The 22,344-nt window shown below is 70.5% G+C and carries 19 protein-coding genes; 11 read left to right on the forward strand and 8 right to left on the reverse strand.

The window, feature by feature from the left end; all coding sequences use genetic code 11:
• The first annotated feature begins 80 nt into the window (after positions 1-80).
• Positions 81-950 carry an SGNH/GDSL hydrolase family protein gene (locus tag BM424_RS18810; RefSeq protein ID WP_245775959.1) on the forward strand — a complete coding sequence of 290 codons (870 nt, stop codon included), beginning with the start codon at positions 81-83 and terminating at the stop codon, positions 948-950.
• On the opposite strand, the gene BM424_RS18815 is transcribed toward BM424_RS18810, so the two are convergent.
• Positions 918-2,132, reverse strand: coding sequence for an ROK family transcriptional regulator (locus BM424_RS18815; protein ID WP_093419744.1), 1,215 nt, complete (start codon positions 2,130-2,132; stop codon positions 918-920). The two genes, BM424_RS18810 and BM424_RS18815, sit on opposite strands and share 33 nt — an antisense overlap.
• Before the next feature lie 121 nt (positions 2,133-2,253).
• Here BM424_RS18815 and BM424_RS18820 point away from each other — a divergent pair, with 121 nt between their 5' ends.
• The 3 genes from BM424_RS18820 to BM424_RS18830 are packed head-to-tail and all read left to right on the forward strand — an operon-like array spanning position 2,254 to position 5,306.
• Positions 2,254-3,588, forward strand: a complete 1,335-nt coding sequence (locus BM424_RS18820) for an extracellular solute-binding protein (RefSeq protein ID WP_093419747.1) — start codon at positions 2,254-2,256, stop codon at positions 3,586-3,588.
• A 12-nt stretch (positions 3,589-3,600) separates the two neighbouring features.
• Entirely contained in the window at positions 3,601-4,470 is an 870-nt protein-coding gene (locus BM424_RS18825; RefSeq protein ID WP_245775960.1) for a carbohydrate ABC transporter permease, read from the forward strand.
• Positions 4,467-5,306: a carbohydrate ABC transporter permease gene (locus tag BM424_RS18830; protein ID WP_093419750.1), complete on the forward strand. Its 840-nt coding sequence runs from the start codon at positions 4,467-4,469 to the stop codon at positions 5,304-5,306. Before BM424_RS18825 ends, BM424_RS18830 begins: the two co-directional genes overlap by 4 nt.
• A 619-nt stretch (positions 5,307-5,925) precedes the next feature.
• On the opposite strand, the gene BM424_RS18835 is transcribed toward BM424_RS18830, so the two are convergent.
• The 5 genes from BM424_RS18835 to BM424_RS18855 form a co-directional block, all read right to left on the reverse strand.
• Entirely contained in the window at positions 5,926-7,743 is a 1,818-nt protein-coding gene (locus BM424_RS18835) for a phosphoenolpyruvate carboxykinase (GTP) (RefSeq protein ID WP_093419752.1), read from the reverse strand.
• Positions 7,744-8,177: 434 nt separating this feature from the next.
• A complete protein-coding gene (locus BM424_RS18840) occupies positions 8,178-8,927 on the reverse strand; it encodes a DUF6802 family protein (protein WP_175548159.1) in 750 nt (249 codons plus the stop codon).
• A gap of 72 nt (positions 8,928-8,999) precedes the next feature.
• Positions 9,000-10,847, reverse strand: coding sequence for a dynamin family protein (locus tag BM424_RS18845; RefSeq protein ID WP_093419755.1), 1,848 nt, complete (start codon positions 10,845-10,847; stop codon positions 9,000-9,002).
• 38 nt (positions 10,848-10,885) lie between these two features.
• Positions 10,886-11,353 carry a nucleotide exchange factor GrpE gene (gene grpE / locus BM424_RS18850; protein ID WP_425442032.1) on the reverse strand — a complete coding sequence of 156 codons (468 nt, stop codon included), beginning with the start codon at positions 11,351-11,353 and terminating at the stop codon, positions 10,886-10,888.
• On the reverse strand, positions 11,350-12,870 hold the full coding sequence (locus BM424_RS18855) for a dynamin family protein (protein WP_093419760.1): 1,521 nt from the start codon (positions 12,868-12,870) through the stop codon (positions 11,350-11,352). Before BM424_RS18855 ends, grpE begins: the two co-directional genes overlap by 4 nt.
• Before the next feature lie 204 nt (positions 12,871-13,074).
• Here BM424_RS18855 and BM424_RS18860 point away from each other — a divergent pair, with 204 nt between their 5' ends.
• From BM424_RS18860 to BM424_RS18870, 3 genes are all read left to right on the forward strand, one after another.
• Complete coding sequence (locus tag BM424_RS18860; protein ID WP_093419762.1) at positions 13,075-13,872, forward strand: HAD family hydrolase; 798 nt, start codon at positions 13,075-13,077, stop codon at positions 13,870-13,872.
• 132 nt (positions 13,873-14,004) lie between these two features.
• On the forward strand, positions 14,005-14,946 hold the full coding sequence (locus tag BM424_RS18865) for an ABC transporter ATP-binding protein (RefSeq protein WP_093419764.1): 942 nt from the start codon (positions 14,005-14,007) through the stop codon (positions 14,944-14,946).
• Positions 14,943-15,668: a hypothetical protein gene (locus tag BM424_RS18870; protein ID WP_093419767.1), complete on the forward strand. Its 726-nt coding sequence runs from the start codon at positions 14,943-14,945 to the stop codon at positions 15,666-15,668. Before BM424_RS18865 ends, BM424_RS18870 begins: the two co-directional genes overlap by 4 nt.
• Positions 15,669-16,203: 535 nt before the next feature.
• On the opposite strand, the gene BM424_RS18875 is transcribed toward BM424_RS18870, so the two are convergent.
• Entirely contained in the window at positions 16,204-16,644 is a 441-nt protein-coding gene (locus BM424_RS18875) for a universal stress protein (RefSeq protein WP_093419770.1), read from the reverse strand.
• A 255-nt stretch (positions 16,645-16,899) separates the two neighbouring features.
• Here BM424_RS18875 and BM424_RS18880 point away from each other — a divergent pair, with 255 nt between their 5' ends.
• From BM424_RS18880 to BM424_RS18895, 4 genes are all read left to right on the forward strand, one after another.
• Positions 16,900-17,475 carry a hypothetical protein gene (locus BM424_RS18880; protein WP_245775961.1) on the forward strand — a complete coding sequence of 192 codons (576 nt, stop codon included), beginning with the start codon at positions 16,900-16,902 and terminating at the stop codon, positions 17,473-17,475.
• 156 nt (positions 17,476-17,631) lie between these two features.
• Positions 17,632-18,276, forward strand: a complete 645-nt coding sequence (gene trmB / locus BM424_RS18885) for a tRNA (guanosine(46)-N7)-methyltransferase TrmB (protein WP_217649763.1) — start codon at positions 17,632-17,634, stop codon at positions 18,274-18,276.
• 249 nt (positions 18,277-18,525) lie between these two features.
• A complete protein-coding gene (locus BM424_RS18890) occupies positions 18,526-19,761 on the forward strand; it encodes a nitric oxide synthase oxygenase (protein WP_093419775.1) in 1,236 nt (411 codons plus the stop codon).
• A 428-nt stretch (positions 19,762-20,189) separates the two neighbouring features.
• On the forward strand, positions 20,190-21,521 hold the full coding sequence (locus BM424_RS18895) for an amidohydrolase family protein (protein ID WP_093420127.1): 1,332 nt from the start codon (positions 20,190-20,192) through the stop codon (positions 21,519-21,521).
• A 76-nt stretch (positions 21,522-21,597) separates the two neighbouring features.
• On the opposite strand, the gene BM424_RS18900 is transcribed toward BM424_RS18895, so the two are convergent.
• Positions 21,598-22,290, reverse strand: a complete 693-nt coding sequence (locus BM424_RS18900) for an SDR family oxidoreductase (protein WP_093419778.1) — start codon at positions 22,288-22,290, stop codon at positions 21,598-21,600.
• Positions 22,291-22,344: the final 54 nt, after the last annotated feature.

Below are 22,344 nucleotides of genomic sequence, written 5' to 3' on the forward strand. Positions count from 1 at the left end.
GTGCAATCCCGCCGCCACGAGCCGTTCTCGTGCTCAGATCAAGAGGTTTGATCGTCTCTTGATCGGGTTCGGGAGGTCTCGTGCTGGGGTTGCGGTTGCCGGTGATCGCGGGCGTCGGGGTGATGGCGTTGCTGACGACGGGATTTCCCGCGTCGGCGCAGGAGGACGTGTTCGAGTACGTGGCGATGGGGGATTCGGCGGCGGCCGGGCCGCTGGTGCCGGGACCGGACCCGAACCTGCTGTGCTTCCGGTCGACGATGAACTACCCGCAGGTCGCGGCGGCTCGGCTGGGCGCGCAGCTCAAGGACGTGACGTGCTCGGGCGCCGACACCGAGGACTTCTCCGGCCGCCAGCACTTCGTGCTGCCCCCGCAGTACGACGCGCTGAGCCCGTCCACCGACCTGGTCACGGTCACCATCGGCGGCAACGACGTGTCGCTGGTGCAGGCGGCGGTGTCGTGCCTGAACGCGCTGCCGGAGCCGGTCGGCTCGTCCTGCGCGGACCGGTTCACCGCGGACGGCGGGGACGAGCTGGCCGAGCGCATCGACGAGTTCACCCCGGACCTGGACGCGGCGCTGGACGAGATCGCCGACCGGGCGCCGAACGCCGAGATCGTGGTGGTCGGCTACGGCACCTACCTGCCGCCCGGCGGCTGCTACCCGAAGGAACCGATGTGGGCCCGCGACGCCGACTACATCCAGTCCAGTGTGGACAGGTTGAGCGCGCGGCTGGGCGAGCGGGCCCGGGCGCACGGCGCGAAGTTCGTCGACCTCGGCCCGGTCAGCGAGGGCCACGACGTGTGCCAGGCGCCGGACCAGAAGTACTTCGAAGGCGTCGTCCCGACCTCCTGGGCCGCTCCCCTGCACCCGAACGGCCGCGGCATGACGGCCTTCGGCAACGCCGTGGCCGACGCGGTGTCAGGACCCCAGCAGCGTGTTGAGGCGGGGTGAGTAGGCGTGGTCGAACACCAGTGACGCCGCGCCGACCGCGGCGGCGTCCTCGCCGATCAGCGCGGTCTCGACGCGCACCGGGCGCACCTGCGGCGCCCACACCTGCGCGGTGATCACCTTCGACACGCGGTTGCGCACCAGCTCGGAGACGTGCCGCAGCGCGGGTCCGCCGAGCACCACGCGGTCCACGTCGAGCACGCTGACCACCGAGGCGAGCGCCTGGCCGAGGCGGGTCGCGGTCTGCCGCAGCACCTTGCGGGCCGCGGCCTCCCCGGCCGCCGCGTCCTTGCACAGCTGGTCGTAGGCGGCGGTGACCGAGGTGGGCGCGGGCCGGCCGATGGCCGCGCGCCAGTCGGAGACGACGGCGCGCATCGAGCAGTAGGCCTCCAGGCAACCGCGCCTGCCGCAGTGGCACTCGCGGGCGCCGCCGCTGTGCACGTGCCCGATCTCGCCGGCGTTGTTGCTGACCCCGCGGTGCACCTGGTCGCCGAGCACGACGCCGATGCCGACGCCGGTTCCCAGGTAGACGTAGACGAACGAGCCGGAGCGCTGGGCGCAGCCGGACCAGCGCTCGCCGATGGCGGCGGCGGTGGCGTCGTTGTCCATCACCACCGGCAGCGCGAACCGCTCCTCGACGAGGTCGGCGAGCGGAACCTCGGTCCAGCCCTCGAGGTTCGGCGGGTCGAGGACCGTGCGGTGGGCGAGGTCCAGCGGCCCGGGCACCGCGAGTCCGGCGCCCAGCACCCGGTCGGGTTCCAGGCCGGAGCGGCGCACCAGCTGCTGGCCGATGCGGGTGAGCGCGGCGGCGACGGAGGCGGGCGCGGCGTCGGCGGGCAGCCGCCGGGTGGCGCGCAGCCGGACCCCGCCCGCGAGGTCGACGAGCACGCCGGTGATGCGCTCGGGGTCGAGGTGCAGGCCGATGGCGGAGTAGGCGTCGGGCACGACCTTGAGCAGCACCCGCCGCTTGCCGCCGGTGGAGGGCGCGTGCCCGTTCTCGGTGACCAGCCCCTCGTCCATCAGCGCCCGCACGATGTTGGACATCGTCTGCGCGGTCAGACCGGTGCGCTGGGCGAGTTCGACTCGGCTGATCTCGCCGTGACGCCGGATCGTGTCCAGCACGACCGACCGGTTGAACCCCCCGACCCGGGGCAGGTTCGTCCCCTGCCACGACGCACTCGCCATGAAGCTCTCCTCGTTGAGACGCGCATGATCATTGACTTGTGCAAACGATTGGACTTAAGTTGCCCACGAGTGTGATCCGGATCTCAGGTTAGTCGCAAGCGCCACAGGCCGGAGGAGCCAGATGCGCCGGAGAACCGCGTTAGCCGTCATCCTCACCGCCACCCTGGGTCTTCCCGCCTGCGGAGGAGCCGCCGAGGACCCGAACACGATCACCGTCGCCTACCACCGCTACGGCAACACGCTGCAGGTCGAGGCGCTCATGCAGCGCGTGAAGCAGCAGTACGAGCAGGCCCACCCCGGCAAGTTCGTCAAGCTCGACCCGGTCGTCGCGCCGGAGAGCGAGTACCTGTCCAAGCTCCAGCTGCGGATGCGCTCCGAGTCCACCGCGCCCGACGTGCTCTACGAGGACTCGTTCCACGTCAACTCCGACGTCGAGGCCGAGTACCTGCTGCCGCTGGACGACCGGCTCGCCCGGTGGCCCGACTGGAACTCCGCCTACATCGGCGCCACCAAGCAGGCGGGCAAGGCCGCCGACGGCCGGACCTACGGCGTTCCGCTCGACACCGACACGCGCGGGCTCTGGTACAACCGGGAGCTCTTCGCCGAGGCCGGCCTGCCCGCGGAGTGGACGCCCCGCACCTGGGACGACGTGCTGGCCGCCGCCCGCCAGATCAAGCAGCGGCGCCCCGACGTCATCGGCATCGACATGCCGCTGGGCAAGGCCGAAGGCGAGTCGGTGAGCATGCAGACCGTCGAGATGCTGCTCTACGGAACCCGCACCGGCACCCTCTACGACGAGCGGCAGCGCAAGTGGGTTGTGCCCAGCGAGGGTTTCCGCGACGCGATGGGATTCCTGTCCACCGCGGTCGGCGAGGGCCTGACGCAGAGCAAACCGCAGATCGCCGACGCCCAGTACGACAAGAACCAGCGCGACCAGCTCGCCCACGAGGGCGAGGTCGCCATCCGGCTCGACGGCAGCTTCGCCTCCGGCAACTGGCAGGACGCGGGCTGGACCGACTGGCCGCGGACCATGTCGGCGACGCCGATGCCCACCCAGCACGGCCAGGCCCCGGGCACCGTGACGCTCTCCGGCGGCTGGACGCTGGCGGTCAGCGCGGTCAGCGACAAGCCCGACGACGCCTTCGCGTTCATCACGCAGGCGCTGAGCGCCGACAACGTCGTGCAGTACTCGGCGGCGACCGGCAACCTGCCCGCGCGAGCCGACGCCGCCGCCGATCCGCGGGTGACCGACGCCAACCCGCTCAACCGGTTCTGGATCGGCCTGCTGGACAACACCCACTACCGCCCGGCGCTGCCGGAGTACCCGAAGGTCTCCGAGGAGATCCAGAAATCCGTCCTCGACGTCGTCGCCGGGAAACCGCCCGCCGAGGTCGCGGACCGGTGGGCGCAGCAGGTCTCGCGGATCGTGGAACCGGCCAACACCCGGGCGGGCTGAGCGGTGACGGCCGTGCGGCGGTGGCTGGCGCCGATGGCGCCCGCCGTGCTGCTGCTCGGGCTGTTCGTGATCGGCCCGATCCTGTGGAGCGCCTACGTCTCGTTCACCGACGCCGCGCTGACCGGGGCGGCCGCGAGCTCGCCGGAGTTCGTCGGGCTCGACAACTACCGGCGGATGTTCGCCGATCCGGCGCTGTGGCACGCGGTGTGGATGACCGTGGTGTTCACCGTCGGGTCGGCGGTGATCGGGCAGAACTGCCTGGGCATGGCGATCGCGCTGCTCACCCGGCACCGCAACCGCTGGGTGCGCGACGTCGTGGGCGTTGCGGTGGTCTCGGCGTGGGTGCTGCCGGAGCTGGTGGCCGCGTTCGCGATCTACGCGTTCCTCAACTCCGACGGCACGCTGAACAACCTGCTGGCGGCGTTGGGACTGGAGGGCGTGGACTGGCTGTACCGCGTGCCGATGCTCGCCGTCGTGCTCGGCAACGTCTGGCGCGGGACGGCGTTCTCGATGCTGGTCTACCAGGCGGCGCTCGCCGAGGTGCCCGGCGATCTCACCGAGGCCGCCGAGGTCGACGGGGCCGGGGTGCTGCGCCGGTTCTGGCACGTGACGCTGCCGGTGCTCCGCCGGACCATCGCGACGAACCTGATGCTGATCACGCTGCAGACCATCGGCGTGTTCACGCTCATCTACGTGCTCACCGCGGGCGGGCCGAACGCGGCGACGCAGACGCTGCCGCTGCTGATGTACGACTCGGCCTTCGAGTTCGACGAGATCGGGTACGGCGCGACGATCTCCCTGGTGCTGCTGGCGATCGGCGGGCTGTTCGCGGTGCTCTACGCCGCCAGCATCGGCGATCCGGACGAGGACGGGACGCGATGATCGGAGTGACCCTCGCGCGGCGGCGCTCGGTGTCGGTGCTGGTGCACCTGGTGCTGGCGGTGGTCGCGCTCGCCTTCGCGGCCCCGCTGCTGTGGCTGGTCACCGCGTCGTTCGACGCCGATGCGCCGCTGTCGGCGCGGATTCCCGGTGCGTTGACGCTGGACAACTTCGCGCAGGTGCTCAGCTGGGAGACCAGCGTCCGTCCACTGTGGAACGGACTGCTGATGTGCGGTGGCGCGGCGCTGCTGTCGGTGGTCTCGGCGGTGCTGTGCGCCTACCCGCTGTCGCGGTACCGGCTGCGGTTCGGGCGGCCGTTCCTGTACCTGGTGCTGTTCGCCTCGGGGCTGCCGATGACGGCCGTGATGGTGCCGGTCTACAGCATGTTCGTGCAGGTGGAGCTGGTGGATTCGATGGTCGGCACGACGCTGTTCCTGGCCGCCACCTCGCTGCCGATCGCGATCTGGATGACGAAGAACTTCATGGACGGCGTCCCGATCAGCCTGGAGGAGGCCGCGTGGGTGGACGGCGCGTCGGCGATGCAGGCGCTGCGGGGCGTGGTGCTGCCGCTGATCCTGCCGGGCGTGGGCGTCGTCGCGATCTTCACGTTCATCAACGCGTGGGGGAACTTCTTCGTCCCCTTCGTGCTGCTGCTCGATCCGGCGAAGCAGCCCGCCTCGGTGGGCGTCTTCGCGTTCTTCGGCCAGGGCGGGCTGATCGCCTACGGCCAGCTCGCGGCCTACTCGATCCTCTACACGACCCCGGTGATCGCCCTCTACCTCGTCGTCTCCCGCTACCTCGGAGGCGCGTTCAACCTCGCCGGTGCCATCAAGAGCTGAACTCCCGTCGGTCCCGTGGTGGAGGAAGTTTTCATGAAAACTGTCCGGACCTCGGGAGGAGACAGTTTTCATGAAAACTTCCCCCAACCCCAGGTGAGTTCGACGGGGAGTGGGGAGGAGTTGATGGCGTTTTCCCACCTCACAACGGGTTTCGTTGAGTGGTGGGGACAGTTTTCATGAAAACCTCCCGGTGACGAGGTGAGGGAGGTTTTCATGAAAACTGTCGTCCCCCTGGGGAGATGAGATCCCCGTGGGGACCGTGGTCCCGTGGGGTGGGGGGAAGTTTTCATGAAAACCTCCCCCCACCCACGAAGGTCACCGAGGGAGGTCTGCGGGATCCCGGTGTTCGTCGTGGTTCGTCGGTGTCGACTTCTGGTCGATGAAGACCGCTGCCGCGGCCACCAGCGACAGCACCAGCAGTGCCAAGCCGGCCATCGTGCACCCCCTTGCGTCCGACGTTGCTGTCGAGGACGTCCGTATGACGCGCGGCACACCGGGGTGGTTGCGGGCTCGACGTGAAAAAGCGGCGGGAACCCTCGGGAGGAGGGTTCCCGCCGCTTCAGGTGGGCGTGCGACCGGTGCTTCCCACGACGAACCGGTCGCGCACCGACCGGGTTCGTCAGCCGAGGCGCTGCTTGAGGGCCTCGAACTCGTCGCGCATCGAGGTGGGCAGGTCGTCACCGATGGTGTCGAACCACTCCTGGATCAGCGGCAGCTCCGCCTTCCACTCGTCGACGTCGACGTTGAGCGCGGTCTCGATGTCCTCGATCGGGGCGTCCAGACCGTCGGTGTCGATCTCCGAGGCGGCCGGCACGCGGCCGATCGGGGTGTCCACGGCGGCGGCGTTGCCCTCGATCCGCTCGATGATCCACTTGAGCACGCGCGAGTTCTCGCCGAAGCCCGGCCACACGATCTTCTTGCCGGACTCGTCGCGGCGGAACCAGTTGACGTAGTAGATCTTCGGCAGCTTGGAGGCGTCCGCGTCCTTGCCGGTGTTGACCCAGTGCTGCAGGTAGTCACCGACGTTGTAGCCGATGAACGGCAGCATCGCCATCGGGTCGCGGCGCACGACGCCGACCTGGCCGGAGGCCGCGGCGGTGGTCTCCGAGGACATGGTGGCGCCCATGAACACGCCGTGCTGCCAGTTGAACGACTCGTTGACCAGCGGAACCGTGGTCTTGCGGCGACCGCCGAACAGGATCGCCGAGATCGGCACGCCCTGCGGGTCGTCCCACTCCGGCGCCAGGATCGGGCACTGCGACATCGGCGTGCAGTAGCGGGAGTTCGGGTGCGCGGCCTTGACGTCGCTGTCCGGGGTCCAGTCGTTGCCCTTCCAGTCGGTCAGGTGCGCGGGCGTCTCGCCGCCCATGCCCTCCCACCAGACGTCACCGTCGTCGGTCAGCGCGACGTTGGTGAACAGCGAGTTGCCCTTCTCGATGGTGCGCATCGCGTTCGGATTGGTGTGCTCGTCGGTGCCCGGCGCGACGCCGAAGAAGCCGGCCTCGGGGTTGACCGCGTAGAGGCGGCCGTCCTCGCCGAAGCGCATCCAGGCGATGTCGTCGCCGAGGGTCTCGACCTTCCAGCCCGGGATGGTCGGCTGCAGCATCGCCAGGTTGGTCTTGCCGCACGAGGAGGGGAACGCGGCCGCGATGTAGTGGACCTTGTTCTCCGGGGAGATCAGCTTGAGGATCAGCATGTGCTCGGCGAGCCAGCCCTCGTCGCGGGCCATCGCCGAGGCGATGCGCAGCGAGTAGCACTTCTTGCCCAGCAGCGCGTTGCCGCCGTAGCCGGAGCCGTAGCTCCAGATCATCCGCTCCTCGGGGAAGTGGGTGATGTACTTGGTGTCGTTGCACGGCCACGGCACGTCCTGCTGGCCCGGCTCCAGCGGCGCACCCACGGAGTGCAGCGCGGGGACGAACGGGGCGTCGGTGCCGAGGCGCTCCAGCACCTTGCTGCCCATCCGGGTCATGATGTGCATCGAGACCACGACGTACTCGGAGTCGGTGATCTCCACGCCCAGCTTCGGCTCCTCAGCGCCGAGCGGGCCCATGCAGAACGGGATGACGTACATCGTGCGGCCGCGCATGGAGCCCCGGTAGAGCTCGGTCATGGTGGCCTTCATCTTGGCCGGGTCCATCCAGTTGTTGGTGACCCCGGCGTCTTTCTCCTCGACGGAGCAGATGAAGGTCCGCTCCTCGACGCGCGCCACGTCGGACGGGTCCGACGCCGCGTAGAACGAGTTCGGCTTCTTGTCGAGACGCTTGAAGGTGCCGGCCTCCACGAGGCGGTCGGTCAGCCGCGTCCACTCGTCCTGCGAACCGTCACACCACACCACGCGATCGGGTGTGGTCAGCTCCGCGACCTCGCGCACCCACGACAACAGGCGCTCGTGCTCGGTCGGTGCCTGGTCGAGACCGGGGATGGTCACTGCGGTCATCGCGACGTGTCTCCTGACTGGGCGCCACAGCCCGGATCGGTCGCCGACGGGGGCGGCCCGCCGACGTTTGCAGGGAAAGCTTCGCCCGGCCCGGAGAGCCGGGCGAAGTGGAAAAGGGATGCAACGAGGCTAACGGGGATAACGGCGCGCATTGAAGATCGGGGTTGTCGGTTCTCTCACAGGAACGATAAGGGAATCGATTCAGTTCGCACTTCTTCTCCGCTCGTCACGGAAATCCCGTCGCCGGGCGCGCGTGAGGTGCCAGATTTTCCGGCGAAGCGGACAGCAGCGCGAACGTCCGGTGAACCGGGGACAGCCGCCGAATGGCGGTTGCCGTTCGTGGAGAAGTGGAATGAAAAACCGCCCGTTGGCCTGAAATCGGCCCACGGGCGGGTGTTGGAATCACATTCCGTCGCGAATTCCGCGACCCCGGGTCACACCCAGGAGTCGTCCTTTCCGGAACTCGCCGGTTCGCCCTCGCAGATCTCCGGGACGCCCTGATCGGCCGGAGCCGGCCGGGGCTGCAGCTCGGGCTCGTCGAAGGTCCAGGTCGCGTCGTCGGTCGCCGAGGCCGCCTGGTTCGGCGCGTACTGGCCGTTGTCGCCGATCCGGCCCTGCTCGACCACGGTCCACTCGCCCTCACCCGTGTGGTGCGAGATCGTCACGTCGCCGGTCGTGGTGATCTCGACGACCTGGTCGGCGGACCCGTCGCCGTCGACGTCGGTGAGCATCACGGTGTTGCCGTTCTCCGACTGCACGACCGCGGTGTCGGCGACCCCGTCGGAGTTGGTGTCCTCGGTGGCCGGGCCGACCTGCACGTCGCCCTGCGGGGTGTCGACCACCATCTGCCGGTCGTCGCCGGAGTGCTCGCCGGTGCCGGGGTGCTGCTGCGGGGTCTCGGCCGTCCACTCGCCGGTGTCGGCGTGGAATCGCGCCTGGTCGAGGACCTGGCCGTCGGCGCTGATGGTCTGCATCAGGTCGGCCCGGCCGTCGGCGTCGTCGTCGATGTAGGCGACGTGGCCGCCGTCGTCGGTCATCACCGCGACCGTCTCGTCCAGGCCGTCGCCGTCGAGGTCGTAGTTGGCCTCGGCGGTGTACTCCTCGCCGTCGACGGTGACCTTGATGTCCCCGTCCCCGGCTCCGGTCTCCTCGATGTACACGTCGGCACCCTCCGCCGGCTTCACCTGCAACCCCTCGGACGCAGCGTAGAGCCCTCCGGTTCCCACCCGAAACCACCCGCCCCGAACCGGGGCGGGTCAGGCGTCGCGGAGGTTGCGGATCGCGGACAGCAGGTGTTCGGCGCGCTCGCGGCCCGAGGAGGACTCGGTGAGGCGGCGGTCCACCGTCTGCAGGCGGCGGCTGCGCTCGGCCGCATCCATCTTCAGGGCCTTGTCGACGTCCCGGAGCTCGGCGTCGATCGCCTCGATCCGCCTGGTCAGCGCGTCGTCCAGGGCCAGCGAGAGCTGCTGCTCGGCCTCGATGAGCTGCTCGGCGACCAGCTGGTCCAGCGCCGAGCGGGCATCGGCGATCGCGTCGGTGAGCCACTGCTTGAGGTACTGCTTGTCGGCGGCGTGCTTGCGGGTGCGCGCCAGCCACCAGCCCGCGCCCAGGCCGAGCACGATCGTCACCGGCAGCACCACCGGGTTCAGCGCCGCCACGCCCAGCCCGGCCAGCGGCATCGCCGCGGCGCGGCCGACGCCGAGACCACCGGAGACGCCCATGAACACCAGCAGCTTGTCCTCGGCGGTGGGCGGACGCCGGTCCGGCGGGCGCAGCGCGATCGGCGCCTGGACGCCGCGCGCGAACTGCGAGCGGATCACGTCCAGCTCCTCGGCGGAGAACAGGTCGTTGAGGGCCTGCTCGGCCACCGCCGCCAGGCGGGTGGACAGCGTCGCAGCGATGCGGGTCGAGGCCATCTGCAGCGCGATGTCGACCTGCCGAGGCAGGTCGTCGATCTCCTTGCGGCCGGCGCCGTTGATGGACCGGCGGAACCAGTTCTGCACGTCGCGGACCTGCCGCGATACCTCGTGGCCGAGCTCCACCCGGGTGCGCTGGATCTCGCCGCGCAGCTTGACCTGCCAGCCCCGCGTCGAGGAGCGGCGGGCGGTGCTGAGCTCGTCGCGGCGGGCGCGCAGCGACTCGGCCTCGTCCTCGCCGACGGTCAGCGCGCGCTTCTCGGCCTCCAGGGTCGCGGTGAGCTCGCCGAGCACGGTCGACAGCGCGCGCATCGTGTTGGCCTCGCCGAGCATCGCCGACCGGCCGGCGATGAGCCGCCGCAGCTCGTCGCGCAGCTCGACCACCCCGGACTTGGCGCGCAGCAGCTCGGCGTTGGCGCCGTCGGGGGCCTGCGCGGCGCGCAGGTGCAGGCGCGCCGAGACCGGGAAGATCGGCACCTCGGCGAACCGGGGCGCGTGCTCGGCCAGCAACCTGCGGTCCTCGGCCAGCACCTGCCGCCAGCCGCGGTGCTGATCGGTCTTGGCCAGCGCGAACACCACGGTCTCCACCCGCTCGCCGACCTGCTGCAGGAACTCCAGCTCGCCGCGGGTGAACGGGGACGAGGCGTCGACGACGAACAGCAGCGCGGTCGCCGACACCGCCGCCTCGCGGGCCAGCTCGCCGTGCAGTTCCTCCAGCCCGCCGACGCCGGGCGTGTCGACGAGCATCAGCTCGGTCAGCGGCTCCAGGGGCGCGGTGACCCGCACGTGGCGCGGCGGCAGCTGGCCTTCGGGCAGGGGCCGGTCGGCGCTGGTCCAGTTCGGGAGCTCGGCGAGGTCGAAGGGCACCGGGTCCTGCTGGCCGGGGTAGCAGGCGTGGGCCGACCACTGCTCGCCGTGCTCGAAGCGCAGGTAGGTGCTGGTGGCGACGTCGGCGTCCACCGGGGACAGGCCGGGCTGCTCCAGCAGCGCGTTGACCAGGGAGCTCTTGCCGCGGTTGGTCTCGCCGACGACGACCGCGCTGGGCATCGCGGGGCGGCTGCGGCGGACCTGCTCGACCCACTCGTAGGCGGTCGGGTCGGCTTCCCGCAGGAACCCGAGCAGCTTGTCCCGGGTCTGCTTGACCTGCTGCGGAAGCGCGGCGGCAGCAACACCAGGCGCCGTGGTCATGCCGTCCTCTCGGTAGGTCCCAGGCGACGGTACCGGGTTCACCTGCGCAGTTGGTAGACGGTGACGACGGGGGCGCGCAGCACGCGGTCCCGGTCGGCGAAGCCCAGCAGCTCGGTCTCGGCGATGACGCCGTCGAGCCCGGGGTCGTCGGTGGGCAGCGTGCCGCCCGCCTCGTGCCGGGACGGGTCGAAGCGCTGGCCGTCGGGCCGCAGCGGCGTGACCCCGATGCCGGTGAGCCCGTCGGCGAGCCGTTCGGCCACGCCGGCGCTGCGGGCCCGGTCCACGGCGTACACGCACAGCTGGATCAGCGCGGCGCGGTCGGTCAGCGCCTGCTCGAGCGGGTCGATGACGGTTTCGCTGGTCGCGGCGGTCATGTCTGCCCCCTGATCGGCGTCAGCGTCGGAGGCCTGTTCGGCGGCCTCGTGCAGAACAGACGAACCCGAAAGGGCTTCGGTTCCGCTTCCGGGTGACTTCTTCGACCGCCTCCAGCTCCGCACGGTGCTCACCCGGTTCGCAGTTGCTGCCAGATCAGGAAGTAGGCCCGGTGCACCACGTGCGCGATGCGGCTCTGCGCGGGCGTGGCGCCGAACGAGGAGAACGAGCGCCACCAGTTGGCGCGCTCCAGCGCGAGATCGGTCAGCTCGGCCTGCGGCAGGCCGGGACCGCCCAGCTGCTCGCCCGGATCGGAGCTGCCGCCCACCCGCATCACCTCCTCGGCCAGGTCCGAGGGCATCTCCACCGCGCCGGCCGCGACCAGCGTCAGCGCCTCCAGCACGCGCAGCTGGTGGGCCTCCGGCCGGGCGAGCAGGCCCTCGATCGCGTCGTGCACCTTGCGCTGCTCGTCGCGGTCGCCGGAGGCCTGCGACAGCGCGGTGATCGACGCGAGCGCGGCGGCCGCCTTGATCCCGTCCGCCCGCACCCGGAACACCGAGTCCAGCCTGCTCAGCACCGATTCCAGCCCCGAGGCGTCGCGGATCCGGCGCCGCAGGTCGCCCGCGGTGATGTCGGGTTCGGCGTCCAGCGCCTCCAGCGCGCAGCGCACGCCGTGCAGGTCCATCCGCTCCAGCAGCTGCGCGCGGGTGCCCGCCGGGACCTCGCACTCCCAGCTGGTGAACAGGTCCGCCGACAGCAGCAGCGTTTCCCGCGTCTCCTCGTCGAGCTTGGCCAGCGAGCGCAGCGCTTCGGCGTCGGGCGCGGTGAAACCACCGGTCTCGGCGGTCTCGGCGAGCAGCCCGATCACCGGCAGCACGTCGGCGACCTTGGGCTTGAGCAGCGCGGACTGCTTGGCGGCGAGGATCTCGGCGGCCTTCCACAGCTCGCCGCCGGAGCCCTCGACGGTGTCCGCCTCGATCATGTCGGCCTTGTTGAGCACCGCGATCGCGTTCACCGGACCGGCCTCGCGGCTGGCGGTGGCGGCGGTGAAGGCGGCCAGCGCCTGCTCGTCGTCGGCCCGCACGCCCTGGGTGACCACGTAGAGCACGGCCTCGGCACCGATCACGGCATCGCGCGAGACGGGATCGAGCTGCTGGGTGCCGAGGGCCTGCTCGGTGCGCGCGACGGAATCGGAGTCCAGCGAGCCCAGTCCCGGGGTGTCGATCACCGTGAGATCGCGCAGCACGGCGTTGGTCAGGTAGGCCTCCAGGTGGGAGACCTCGTCGAAGTCCACGCCCAGGTCGGCGGGGATGCCGCCGGCGGGGTCGAAGGGAACGGTCTGCCTGCGGCCGTCGTGGAACGCGACCTCGACCCGGTCGACGGTGCCGTACTGGAAGCGGGTCACCAGCCGCGTGCACTCACCGACGTCGGTGGGCGCCACCCGGCGCCCGATCAACGCGTTGACCAGGGTCGACTTCCCGGACTTGATCCGGCCCGCCACGGCCACCTGCAGCGGAGCCCCGAGCCGTCGCAGCACCTCGCCGAACCCCTCGGCGGTCCGCTCGGACACCTGCGGCTGCAGCTCCGCGCACAACCGCGCCACGGCCCCCGACAACGGGCCTGCCCAGCGCTGCTCGGCTGCCGTGTTCACGATGCCCTTCCGACGAACTCAGACATTCCAGACTTCCCGGGAATCCGCCCGCCCCATCCTGCCACACCACCCCCACCCACAACCCCCACTCCACGCACGACGACGCCACCCCGAGGACAAAACCTGCGGTATTCGACCGGTCAAAACCTGCGGTATTCGCCCCGATGAAAACCGCGGTTCTCGACGCGCGGATAGCCTGCACGGGTGAGTGCTGACTTCAAGCCCGAACTGGTCGCCCTGGACGTCGACGGGACCCTGCTGGACCCGGAGACCGACACGATCTCCGCCGCGGTGAAGGCCGCGGTGCGGCGCGCCGTCGAGGGCGGTGCGCAGGTGGTCGTGGCGACCGGGCGGACCTTCCTCGGGACCACGCCCGTGCTCGACGAGCTGGGGCTGACCAGCGGATTCGCGTTGTGCTCCAACGGTGCCGTGCTGGTCGACGTGGCGCGGCGCGAACCCGTGTCCGTCGCGTCCTTCGACGCCACCCCGGTGCTGCGGACCCTCCGCGAGCACCTGCCCGGCAGCATCTACGCCGCCGAGGACGTCGGCGTCGGCAACCTCGTGTCCGCGCCGTTCGACCCCGAGAAGCTGCACGGGCCGCAGCGGATCACGCCGATCGACGAGCTCACCGCCGCACCCGTGCCCCGGCTCATCGCCGAGTGGACCGGCCACGACCCGGCCGAGCTCGCCACCACCCTCGCCGGCGTCCGGCTGCCGCAGTGCGCCATCAGCGTCGACACCTACGAGCCCTGGGCCACCGTCGTCCCCGAGGGCCTGTCCAAGGGCGCGGCCCTGGAGAAGCTGCGCACCGAGCTCGGCATCGCCCCGGACCGCACCTTCGCCGCGGGCGACGGCACCAACGACTTCGAGATGCTGAGCTGGGCGGCCCGCGGCGTGGCCATGGGGCAGGCGCCCGCCGACCTGCGCGTCACCGCCGACGCCACCATCGGCACCGTCGCCGACGACGGCCTCGCCGTCGAACTGGACCGCCTCTTCGGCTGAACGACCCCGAACGTCCACTGTGGAGCGAAGTGGAACCGGGGTGGCGATCCGGGACAACCCTGAGGTGCGTCATCCTCGGGGCCGGTTCACTACGTACCGGCACAGCTCCGCGTCCCAGCAACAGGAGTGATCATGATCGAGGCGAGAGGCCTCACCAAGCGCTACGGCCAGAAGCTGGCGGTGGACGACCTGTCCTTCACCGTCAAACCCGGTCACGTCACCGGATTCCTCGGCCCCAACGGCGCGGGCAAGTCCACCACCATGCGCATGGTGCTCGGGCTGGACAACCCCACCGCGGGCGACGTGCGCATCAACGGCAAGCGCTACCACGAGCTCAAGAACCCGCTGCGCACCGTCGGAGCCCTCCTCGACGCCAAGTGGGTGCACCCCAACCGCACCGCCCGCGCCCACCTGCGGTGGATGGCGCGCTCCAACGGCATCGGCATGAAGCGGGTCGACGAAGTCCTCGAGCAGGTCGGCCTCGCCGACGTCGCCCGGCGCAAGGCCGGCGGCTTCTCGCTCGGCATGTCCCAGCGCCTCGGCATCGCCACCGCGCTCCTCGGCGACCCCGAAGTGCTGCTCTTCGACGAACCCGTCAACGGGCTTGACCCCGAAGGCATCCACTGGATCCGCCGGTTCATGCAGGGCCTGGCCGCCGAAGGGCGCACCGTCTTCGTCTCCAGCCACCTGCTCAGCGAGATGTCGCTGACCGCCGAGGAACTCGTCGTCGTCGGCCGCGGCAAGCTCATCGCCCAGTGCAGCACCGCCGAGTTCGTCGACAGCGCCGGCAGCAGCTCCGTGCTCGTGCGCACCCCCGAAGCCCCGCAGCTCAAGCGACTCCTCGCTGACGAGCAGATCACCGTCCGCACCGCCGCCGACGACCGGCTCGTCCTCGACGGCGTCACCACCGAGCGGATCGGCGAGATCGCCGCCCAGCATCGCATCGTGCTGCACGAGCTCACCGCCCAGCGCGGCTCGCTGGAAGACGCCTTCATGCAGCTCACCAGCGACGCCGTCGAATACCCGACCGCGCTCGGCGAAGCCGAGCTGACCGCCCAGGGGGTGGCCCGATGACCCTGCTCGCCGTCGAGCGGATGAAGCTCTTCTCCACCCGCGCCCCCTGGTGGTGCACGTTCCTCGCGCTCGCCCTGCCCATCGGGTTCACCGCGCTCATCGCCGCCTACTCCGACGGGATCGCGCTCAGCACAACGCAGTTCGGGCACCAGTTCGGACTCATGGTGACGCTCGTGCTCGCCGCGCTCGCGATCACCACCGAGTACCGCTTCGGCACCATCCGCGCGACCTTCGTCGCCGTGCCCAACCGCACCGCCGTGCTGCTCGCCAAGACCGCCGTCGTCGCCGTCCTCGCGCTGATCATCGGCGAGATCTGCGCGTTCGGCTCCTGGGCCGTCGCCAAGGCGCTGCTGCCCAGCGCCGACCTCGCGATCACCACCGCCGACCAGTGGCGCCAAGTCGCCGGTGTCGGACCGGTTTTCGCGTTCGCCGCGATCCTCGCCGTCGGCGTCGGCATGCTCCTGCGGCAGACCGCGGGCGCCGTCACCGCGCTCCTGCTGTGGTCGCTGCTCGTCGAGAACCTCATCGCGCTCATCCCCGAGATCGGCTCCGACGCCCAGCGGTGGATGCCCTTCGTGATGGCCGACCACTTCCTCAGCGGCGGCGGACCCCTCTCCGCCAACATGCCCCTCGGGCCCTGGGCGTCACTCGCGTACTTCGGCGCCGTCACAGTCGGTGTCTGGGTGATCGGACTCGTCGTGACCCACCGGCGTGATGCCTGACCAGCGGATTTGATCATGGAGCCGAAAGTCCTTGATCAAAACCGGGAATCCCCAGCTGGGCCCGGGAACGCGCAACGTTACCGAGCCCGGCCGAGAGTCTGGTCACGCCGACCGATAGGATCAGCTGCAAGATCGAGCGGCAAGCCGATCGCACCGGGTCACATCCGACGCGGAGAGCCAGCGGACGATCACACCGTGAATCGACAACGCTGAAGCACAACCAAAGACGACCGACTGCAGCAGCGCTCGGGGGCGCCGGCGGTCGGGACGGGGGAGGGCCCGGGCTGTCATTCGGGGGATGGCCCGGGCCCTGTGCTTTTTTGGGTAATTGATGAAGATCTACTGATCTGTGGTCTTTTTGCTTGGCGGTGCCAGTAGCGGAACCTGAGCGCCTTCGTGGACTCCGTGCGCCGCTCCTTATGTATGCCGATACACGGCGTCACGGCGTACTCGCCACGAAGGCGCTCAGAACCCGCGGCGGTGCCGGTTGCTTGCTTGGGGCACAGAGAAAGCACCTTCGGTGCTTGTCTGACGGTTAGACCGTTGGCCTTACCACCAGGACTGGGCAGGCTGCGTGTCTTACGCATTGTTCTGCTACTGAGCCGAGCATGAGGCCTGCGAAGCCTCCTCTGCCTCTGTGGCCGACCACCAGGAGGTCCGCTCCTCTGGAGGCGGCCAGGAGGGCTTGGGGGCTCGGGGAGTGGACCGCGTGGATCTTCGTGGTGACCTGGGAGGTGCCCAGCTTGTCCTGCACCAGCTTCTCCGTGTCCCGCTCCACCTCCTGCTGGAAGGCGTCCATGCTCGGGACCGCGTTCGGCGGGCACTCCGGTGGGCGCGGGGCCGTGCGCATGCTCCAGGCGCGGACCACGTGCAGGACCGCGTCGCGGCGGACCGCCTCCTCGGCCGCGACCGCCAGGGCTCGCAACGACGAAGCGGAGCCGTCGACCCCCACGACCACCCCGCCGTTGATCTCCACGCGTTGAAATGTCTGATCCGGCACGCCTCTACTCCAACCGCCACGACTCCCCTTGTCGACCTGATCCCGACTAGGTCAACCGAACGAGTTTTTACTGTGATTGCTCTCACATTTTACACGGCTGTCTCATTCGTCGGTTTGGCTGTGGTAAGGCATAAGTAGAGGTGTCCGCAACCAGCGTCGCTTGGGGGCATGCGCTGGCCGTGGGCGAGTAGTTCGGCTCGCGTCTTTCTCCACACCAGAGGAGTGGGCCACATGCTGTCTTCACAAGAGAGTGCTCTGATCGCAGTACCCCGCAGCGGGGGCGTTCGTGCCAAGCACGACGGCAACGACGTTCAACTGGAGCCCGTACCGCGACTCGAGTGGTCGCTGGCGACCGAGGCTCATCCGCCCGCCACCGAAGCCGCGACACCCGCGTCGCTTCGCCGCAGCTGGATCCACACCGCATCCGAACGCCAGGTCCTGGAACTGTTCCGCAAGCTCAACGGCGCCCAGCACCGGCTGCCCGCGCCCTGGTGGCTGCGCGCGCTGGACCGCGGCGACCTCGCCTCGCGCGCCGAGGCCTTCGGGATCGAGGACGAGGTGCACGCCATCCTCTCGTCCCGCCCCGGCTGGGTCTTCGTGCCCTGGGTCGACGTCAGCGAGGCCGGGTACTGGGAGTACGCGCCGTCCGACCGCGGCGACGTCCGGATGCCCACCACGATCGTCCTCACCGACGAGCACGACGGCTGGCTCAACGCCGTCCCGGCGCACGGCGACACCGAGTCGCTGCCCGTCCCCACCAGCACCGCCAAGCTGCTCTCCCTGCTCCCGCAGGTCGAGGCCTGGTGATCCTGCGCAGGATCAGTGGTCGTCGTGCGGGCGCACCCCTCCACGCGGTGACGGGGACGCGCTGCCGGTTTGCGATAATTCGTCCTCGTGAATTCCTCTGACCAGCAGGTTCCGTTCCGCCGCACCGTCGTCAGCTACGTCCAGCGGGGCGAGCGGATGACCGTCGGGCAGCAGCGGGCCTGGGATCGCCACTGGGCCGAGCTCGGCTCCGACGTCACCGAGCTGCCGGAAGGGCCGCTGGACGTGCAGTCCTGGTTCGGCCGCTCCGCGCCGGTGGTGCTGGAGATCGGCTCGGGCATGGGCGAGACCACCGCGCAGCTCGTCGCCGCGCAGCCGGACGTCAACTACCTGGCGGTCGAGGTCTACAAGCCCGGTCTGGCCCAGCTGATGCTGCGCGCCGAGAAGCTCGAGGTCTCCAACCTCCGGTTGCTGCGCGGCGACGCCATCGTGCTGCTGCGCGACCACGTCGAGCCGGAGTCGCTGGACGAGGTGCGGATCTACTTCCCGGACCCGTGGCCGAAGAAGCGCCACCACAAGCGCCGGCTGGTCCAGCCCGAGTCGGTCGCGCTGATCACCTCGCGGCTGCGGCCGGGCGGGGTCCTGCACCTGGCGACCGACTGGGAGAACTACGCCGAGCAGATGCGCGAGGTCTGCGAGGCCGAGCCGGGCCTGCGCAACCGCTACGCCGACGAGCCCGGCGGCTGGGCCCCGCGCCCCGACTGGCGCCCGGTCACCAAGTTCGAGAACCGCGCCCACGACGAGGGCCGTGAGATCCACGACCTCATCTACGAACGCCCCTGACACCCCTCGGGTCAAAAACCGCGGTATTCGCCCCGACGAATACCGCGGTTTTTGACCGGTCGAATACCGCGGTATTTGACTTGAGGGGTTGGGGGTTCACTCGTTCGGCGGATCAAGGGTTGGGGTGATCGGGTCGATGGCAGTTACATCGGGTCAGCGGGATACCTGATCGTGGCTGCTCAAGATCACCGGAAAGTGACCGGCTGAGGACTGCTCAGGCGGCCGTTCCGGAAGTTAGGTTCTCGCAGCGTGACGGCCATTCGCGAGGAACTCAGCCGGACGAACCCGCCGGAGACAGCCGCCGAGGACTTCCTGCGCTCGTTCCACACCGCGCACCCCGAAGCCGGCTCGCTCGACGACCGGCTCGCCGAGGTGCGGCGCAGCATCGCCGAGACCGGCACCTACCGGCACACCACCGCCGAACTCACCTACGGCGCCCGCGTCGCGCTGCGCGACAGCGGCTGGTGCACCAGCGGACTGCCCTGGAACCGGGTGGAGGTCCGCGACCTGCGCGGCCTGCGCAACGCCTCGGCCATCGCCAGCGAGTGCTTCGAGCACCTGCGGCTGGCCACCAACGCCGGCCGGATCCGGCCGCTGATCACCGTCTTCGCCCCCGACACCCCCGAGCAGACCGGCCCGCGGATCTGGAACGAGCAGGTCGTCCGCTACGCCGGCCACACCCTGGCCGACGGCGGCACCGGAGACGGCGGTGTCAACAGCGCTGCCGGGGTCCTCGGCGACGCCCGCTACCAGGGGTTCACCACCGAGGCCCAGCGGCTCGGCTGGAAACCCCCGACGCCGCGCGGCCGCTTCGACCACCTGCCGCTCGTCGTCGAGACCCCGCACGAGGGCGTCAAGCTCGTCCCCGTCCCCCGCGACGTCGTGCAGGAGGTGCCGCTGGAGCACCCCGACTACCGCTGGTTCGCCGAGCTCGGCCTGCGCTGGCACAGCGTCCCGCTGATCAGCAACATGACCCTGGACATCGGCGGCGTCCGCTACCCCGCCGCACCGTTCAACACCTGGTTCGTCGGCACCGAGATCGGCACCCGCGCCCTGGCCGACGACCAGGCCTACGGGCTGACCCGGCAGGTCGCCGACCGGCTCGGCATGGACACCTCCACCGAGCGCAGCCTGTGGCGGGACCGGGCCGTCGTCGAGATCAACCGGGCCGTGCTGCATTCCTTCGACGCCGCCCGGGTCACCATCACCGACCACCACAGCGAAGCGCTGCACCGGCTGGAACGGCTGCGCCCGGGCCCGCGCGCCGGCGATGCCGGACCCGCGTTCACGGTGAGCAGGAGCGCGGCCCGGCGAGCCAGAAGCGGAGCGGACGATCCACCAGAGCAGGCGGAGCGGGTAACCGGCCCCCGGGTGCAGGAACCACCTGCCCAGGCCTCGGCTCCAGAAGCGCGAAATCGGCCCCGCTACGACGTTCTGGCCCGGATGAGCCGCCGGTGTCTGGGCACGGACCTGCCCCAGGACTGATCCGGCCGCGCTTGCGGTCGCGACCGCCGTAGTTCTCCAGCAGATCCGGCAGCACCGAGCTCAACGCCATCAGCAGCAGGGCGATCATGGCGATGGCGGCGGCGATCGCGGTCATCGTGGTCTCGAACATGGTGAACCTCCCCGACTCGGTTCGTGCTCCCCAGAGTGGCGGTTGAGCGGGCGCTCGTGGATCGGCCAGCCGGGGATGTTTTCCCTGATCATTCGGTCGGCGCATCGGGGCTCCGCCCCTAGGGGGCGTGCTCCCCTCCGCGCTCTGACACCAGAGTCGGGCACCGCGGCGGAAACCGGTATCGGCCGCAGGGCCGGGAAAAACGGGTCGTGGATCAGCCGATCGGCCAGCGCACCTCGGTCTTTCGGCCAACCGCAGGAGCGCTCGGGAGCCCAACGCGGTGGTGCAGAATGCGGACATGCCGACCGCACTCCGCCTGCACGCACCCATGGCACTGCCCTGCGACCCGGACTGCTCGGTCATCCGGGACGCGGTGGTCGACGTCGACGGCACCGGCCGCATCACCTACTGCGGGCCCCGCCGAGGCGCACCCGAACGGCCGCACGACGTCACCGTCCGCGAATGCGGCGGCATCCTGCTGCCCGGCCTGATCAACGCGCACGCGCACAGCCCGATGACGCTGCTCCGCGGCATGGGCGCCGACCTGCCGCTGCTGCGCTGGCTCAACGAGGTGATCTTCCCGGCCGAGGCGCGGCTGCGGCCCTCCGACGTGCGCGCCGGCATGGAGCTGGGCTGCGTGGAGATGCTGCGCGCGGGCGTGACCACCAGCGCGGAGATGTACTTCATCACCGAGTCGATGGTCGAGGCGACGCTGGCGGTCGGCTCCCGCGCGGTGCTGGCCACCGCCGTGATCGACACCCCCGCGCTGGAGGCGCTCGGCGGCTGGCGCGGCGCCGTCGAGGGCATCGATCGCTGGATCGACGCCGACGGCCTGCGCTTCGGCCCCGGCGAGCGCATCGAGCTCGCCTACGGCCCGCACTCCGCCTACCTGCTGCCGCCGGAAGCCCTGCAGACCATCGGTGAATCCGCGCAGCAGCGCGGCGCCCTGGTGCACACCCACGTCGCCGAAACCGTCGGCGAGGACGCGGCGCAGCGCGAGGAGTACGGCTCGGTGCCCGCGCTGCTGGACAAGCTCGGCCTGCTCGAAGGCCGTCTCATCGCGGCGCACGGCGTGCACCTCAGCGACGACGACATCGCGCTGTTCGCGCGCCGCGGCGTCGGCGTCGCGCACTGCCCCGGCTCCAACGCCAAGCTCGCCTCCGGCACCGCGCGGCTCGTCGAGCTGCTGCGCGCCGGCATCCCGGTCGGGCTGGGAACCGACGGGCCCTCCAGCAACGACGACCTCGACCTGTGGGAGGAGGTGCAGCTGGCGGGCCTGCTGGCGCGCACGGTCACCGGCGACGCGACGGCGCTGAGCGCGCGGTCCGCGCTGCTGGCCGCCACCCGGGGTGGGGCGGAGGCGCTGCACCGCGACGACCTCGGTGCGCTGGAACCCGGCCGCTGGGCCGACATCGTCCATCTCGACGTCGACAACCCGGCGTTCGCAACGGGTTTGGACGCGCCCGACGAGCAGGTGCTGTCCAACGTCGTGTGGGCGGCGGGTTCGCGCAGCGTGCGGGACGTGTGGGTGGCGGGCGAGGAGGTCCTCAACGACCGCGAGCCCACCCGCGTCGACCGCCGCACGGTGCAGGCCGCGGCGCGGACCGCGGCGCAGCACGTGCGCGGCTGACCCGTCCCGGACACGACCCCGCCCGAACACGACGGAGCCCCGGACCGGCGCGGTCCGGGGCTCGGTGGTGGGGAGATCAGGCCGCCGCGGGGCGGACGATGATCTCGGTGAGGTGCGAGTCCGGGGTGGCGTTGACGGCCGAGATGATCGGCTTGGCCACGGACTCGGGACGCAGGTAGCGGTCGGCCTCGAAGGACCCGCCCTCCTGCTCGCGGACCGAGCGCTGCATGTCGGTCGCGGTGCGACCGGGGAACACCGAGGTCACGCGCACGCTGTTGGTGGCTTCCTCGGCGCGCAGCACGTCGGCGAAGGCGCGCAGCGCGAACTTGCTCGCCGCGTAGGCGCCCCAGTTCGGCTTGGCGTTGAGCCCCGAGCCGGAGTTGACCAGCACGACGTGCCCCTGGGAGGCGCGCAGCTGGGGCAGCAGCAGCCGGGTGAGTTCGGTGACGGCGAAGAGGTTCACCTCGAAGGTGCGCCGCCAGGAATCGCCGGTGGCGTCGGCGATCTGGCCGAGCTCGACGAGTCCGGCGCAGTGCACCAGGACGTCGACTCGGTCGATGTCGGCCGCGGCGTCGGCCAGCGCGTCGTGGTCGGTGAGTTCCACCGGCCACTCGCGGGCGGCGCCGGGCAGTTCGTCGATCAGGGTCTGGATGGCGTCGGTGTCGCGGCCGCCCAACAACAGGTCATGAGTGTGGGACAGCTCACGCGCGACCGCGGCCCCGATGCCTCGTGAGGCGCCGGTGACCAGGGCAATCGGGCGTTCGGGCATGTCTGTAACGCTACAGGTGGGCTATTTCACCCGAGCCACCGGCCGTCCCAACCA

The sequence above is a fragment of the Saccharopolyspora flava genome (assembly GCF_900116135.1).
GTDB classification, from domain to species: Bacteria; Actinomycetota; Actinomycetes; order Mycobacteriales; family Pseudonocardiaceae; genus Saccharopolyspora; species Saccharopolyspora flava.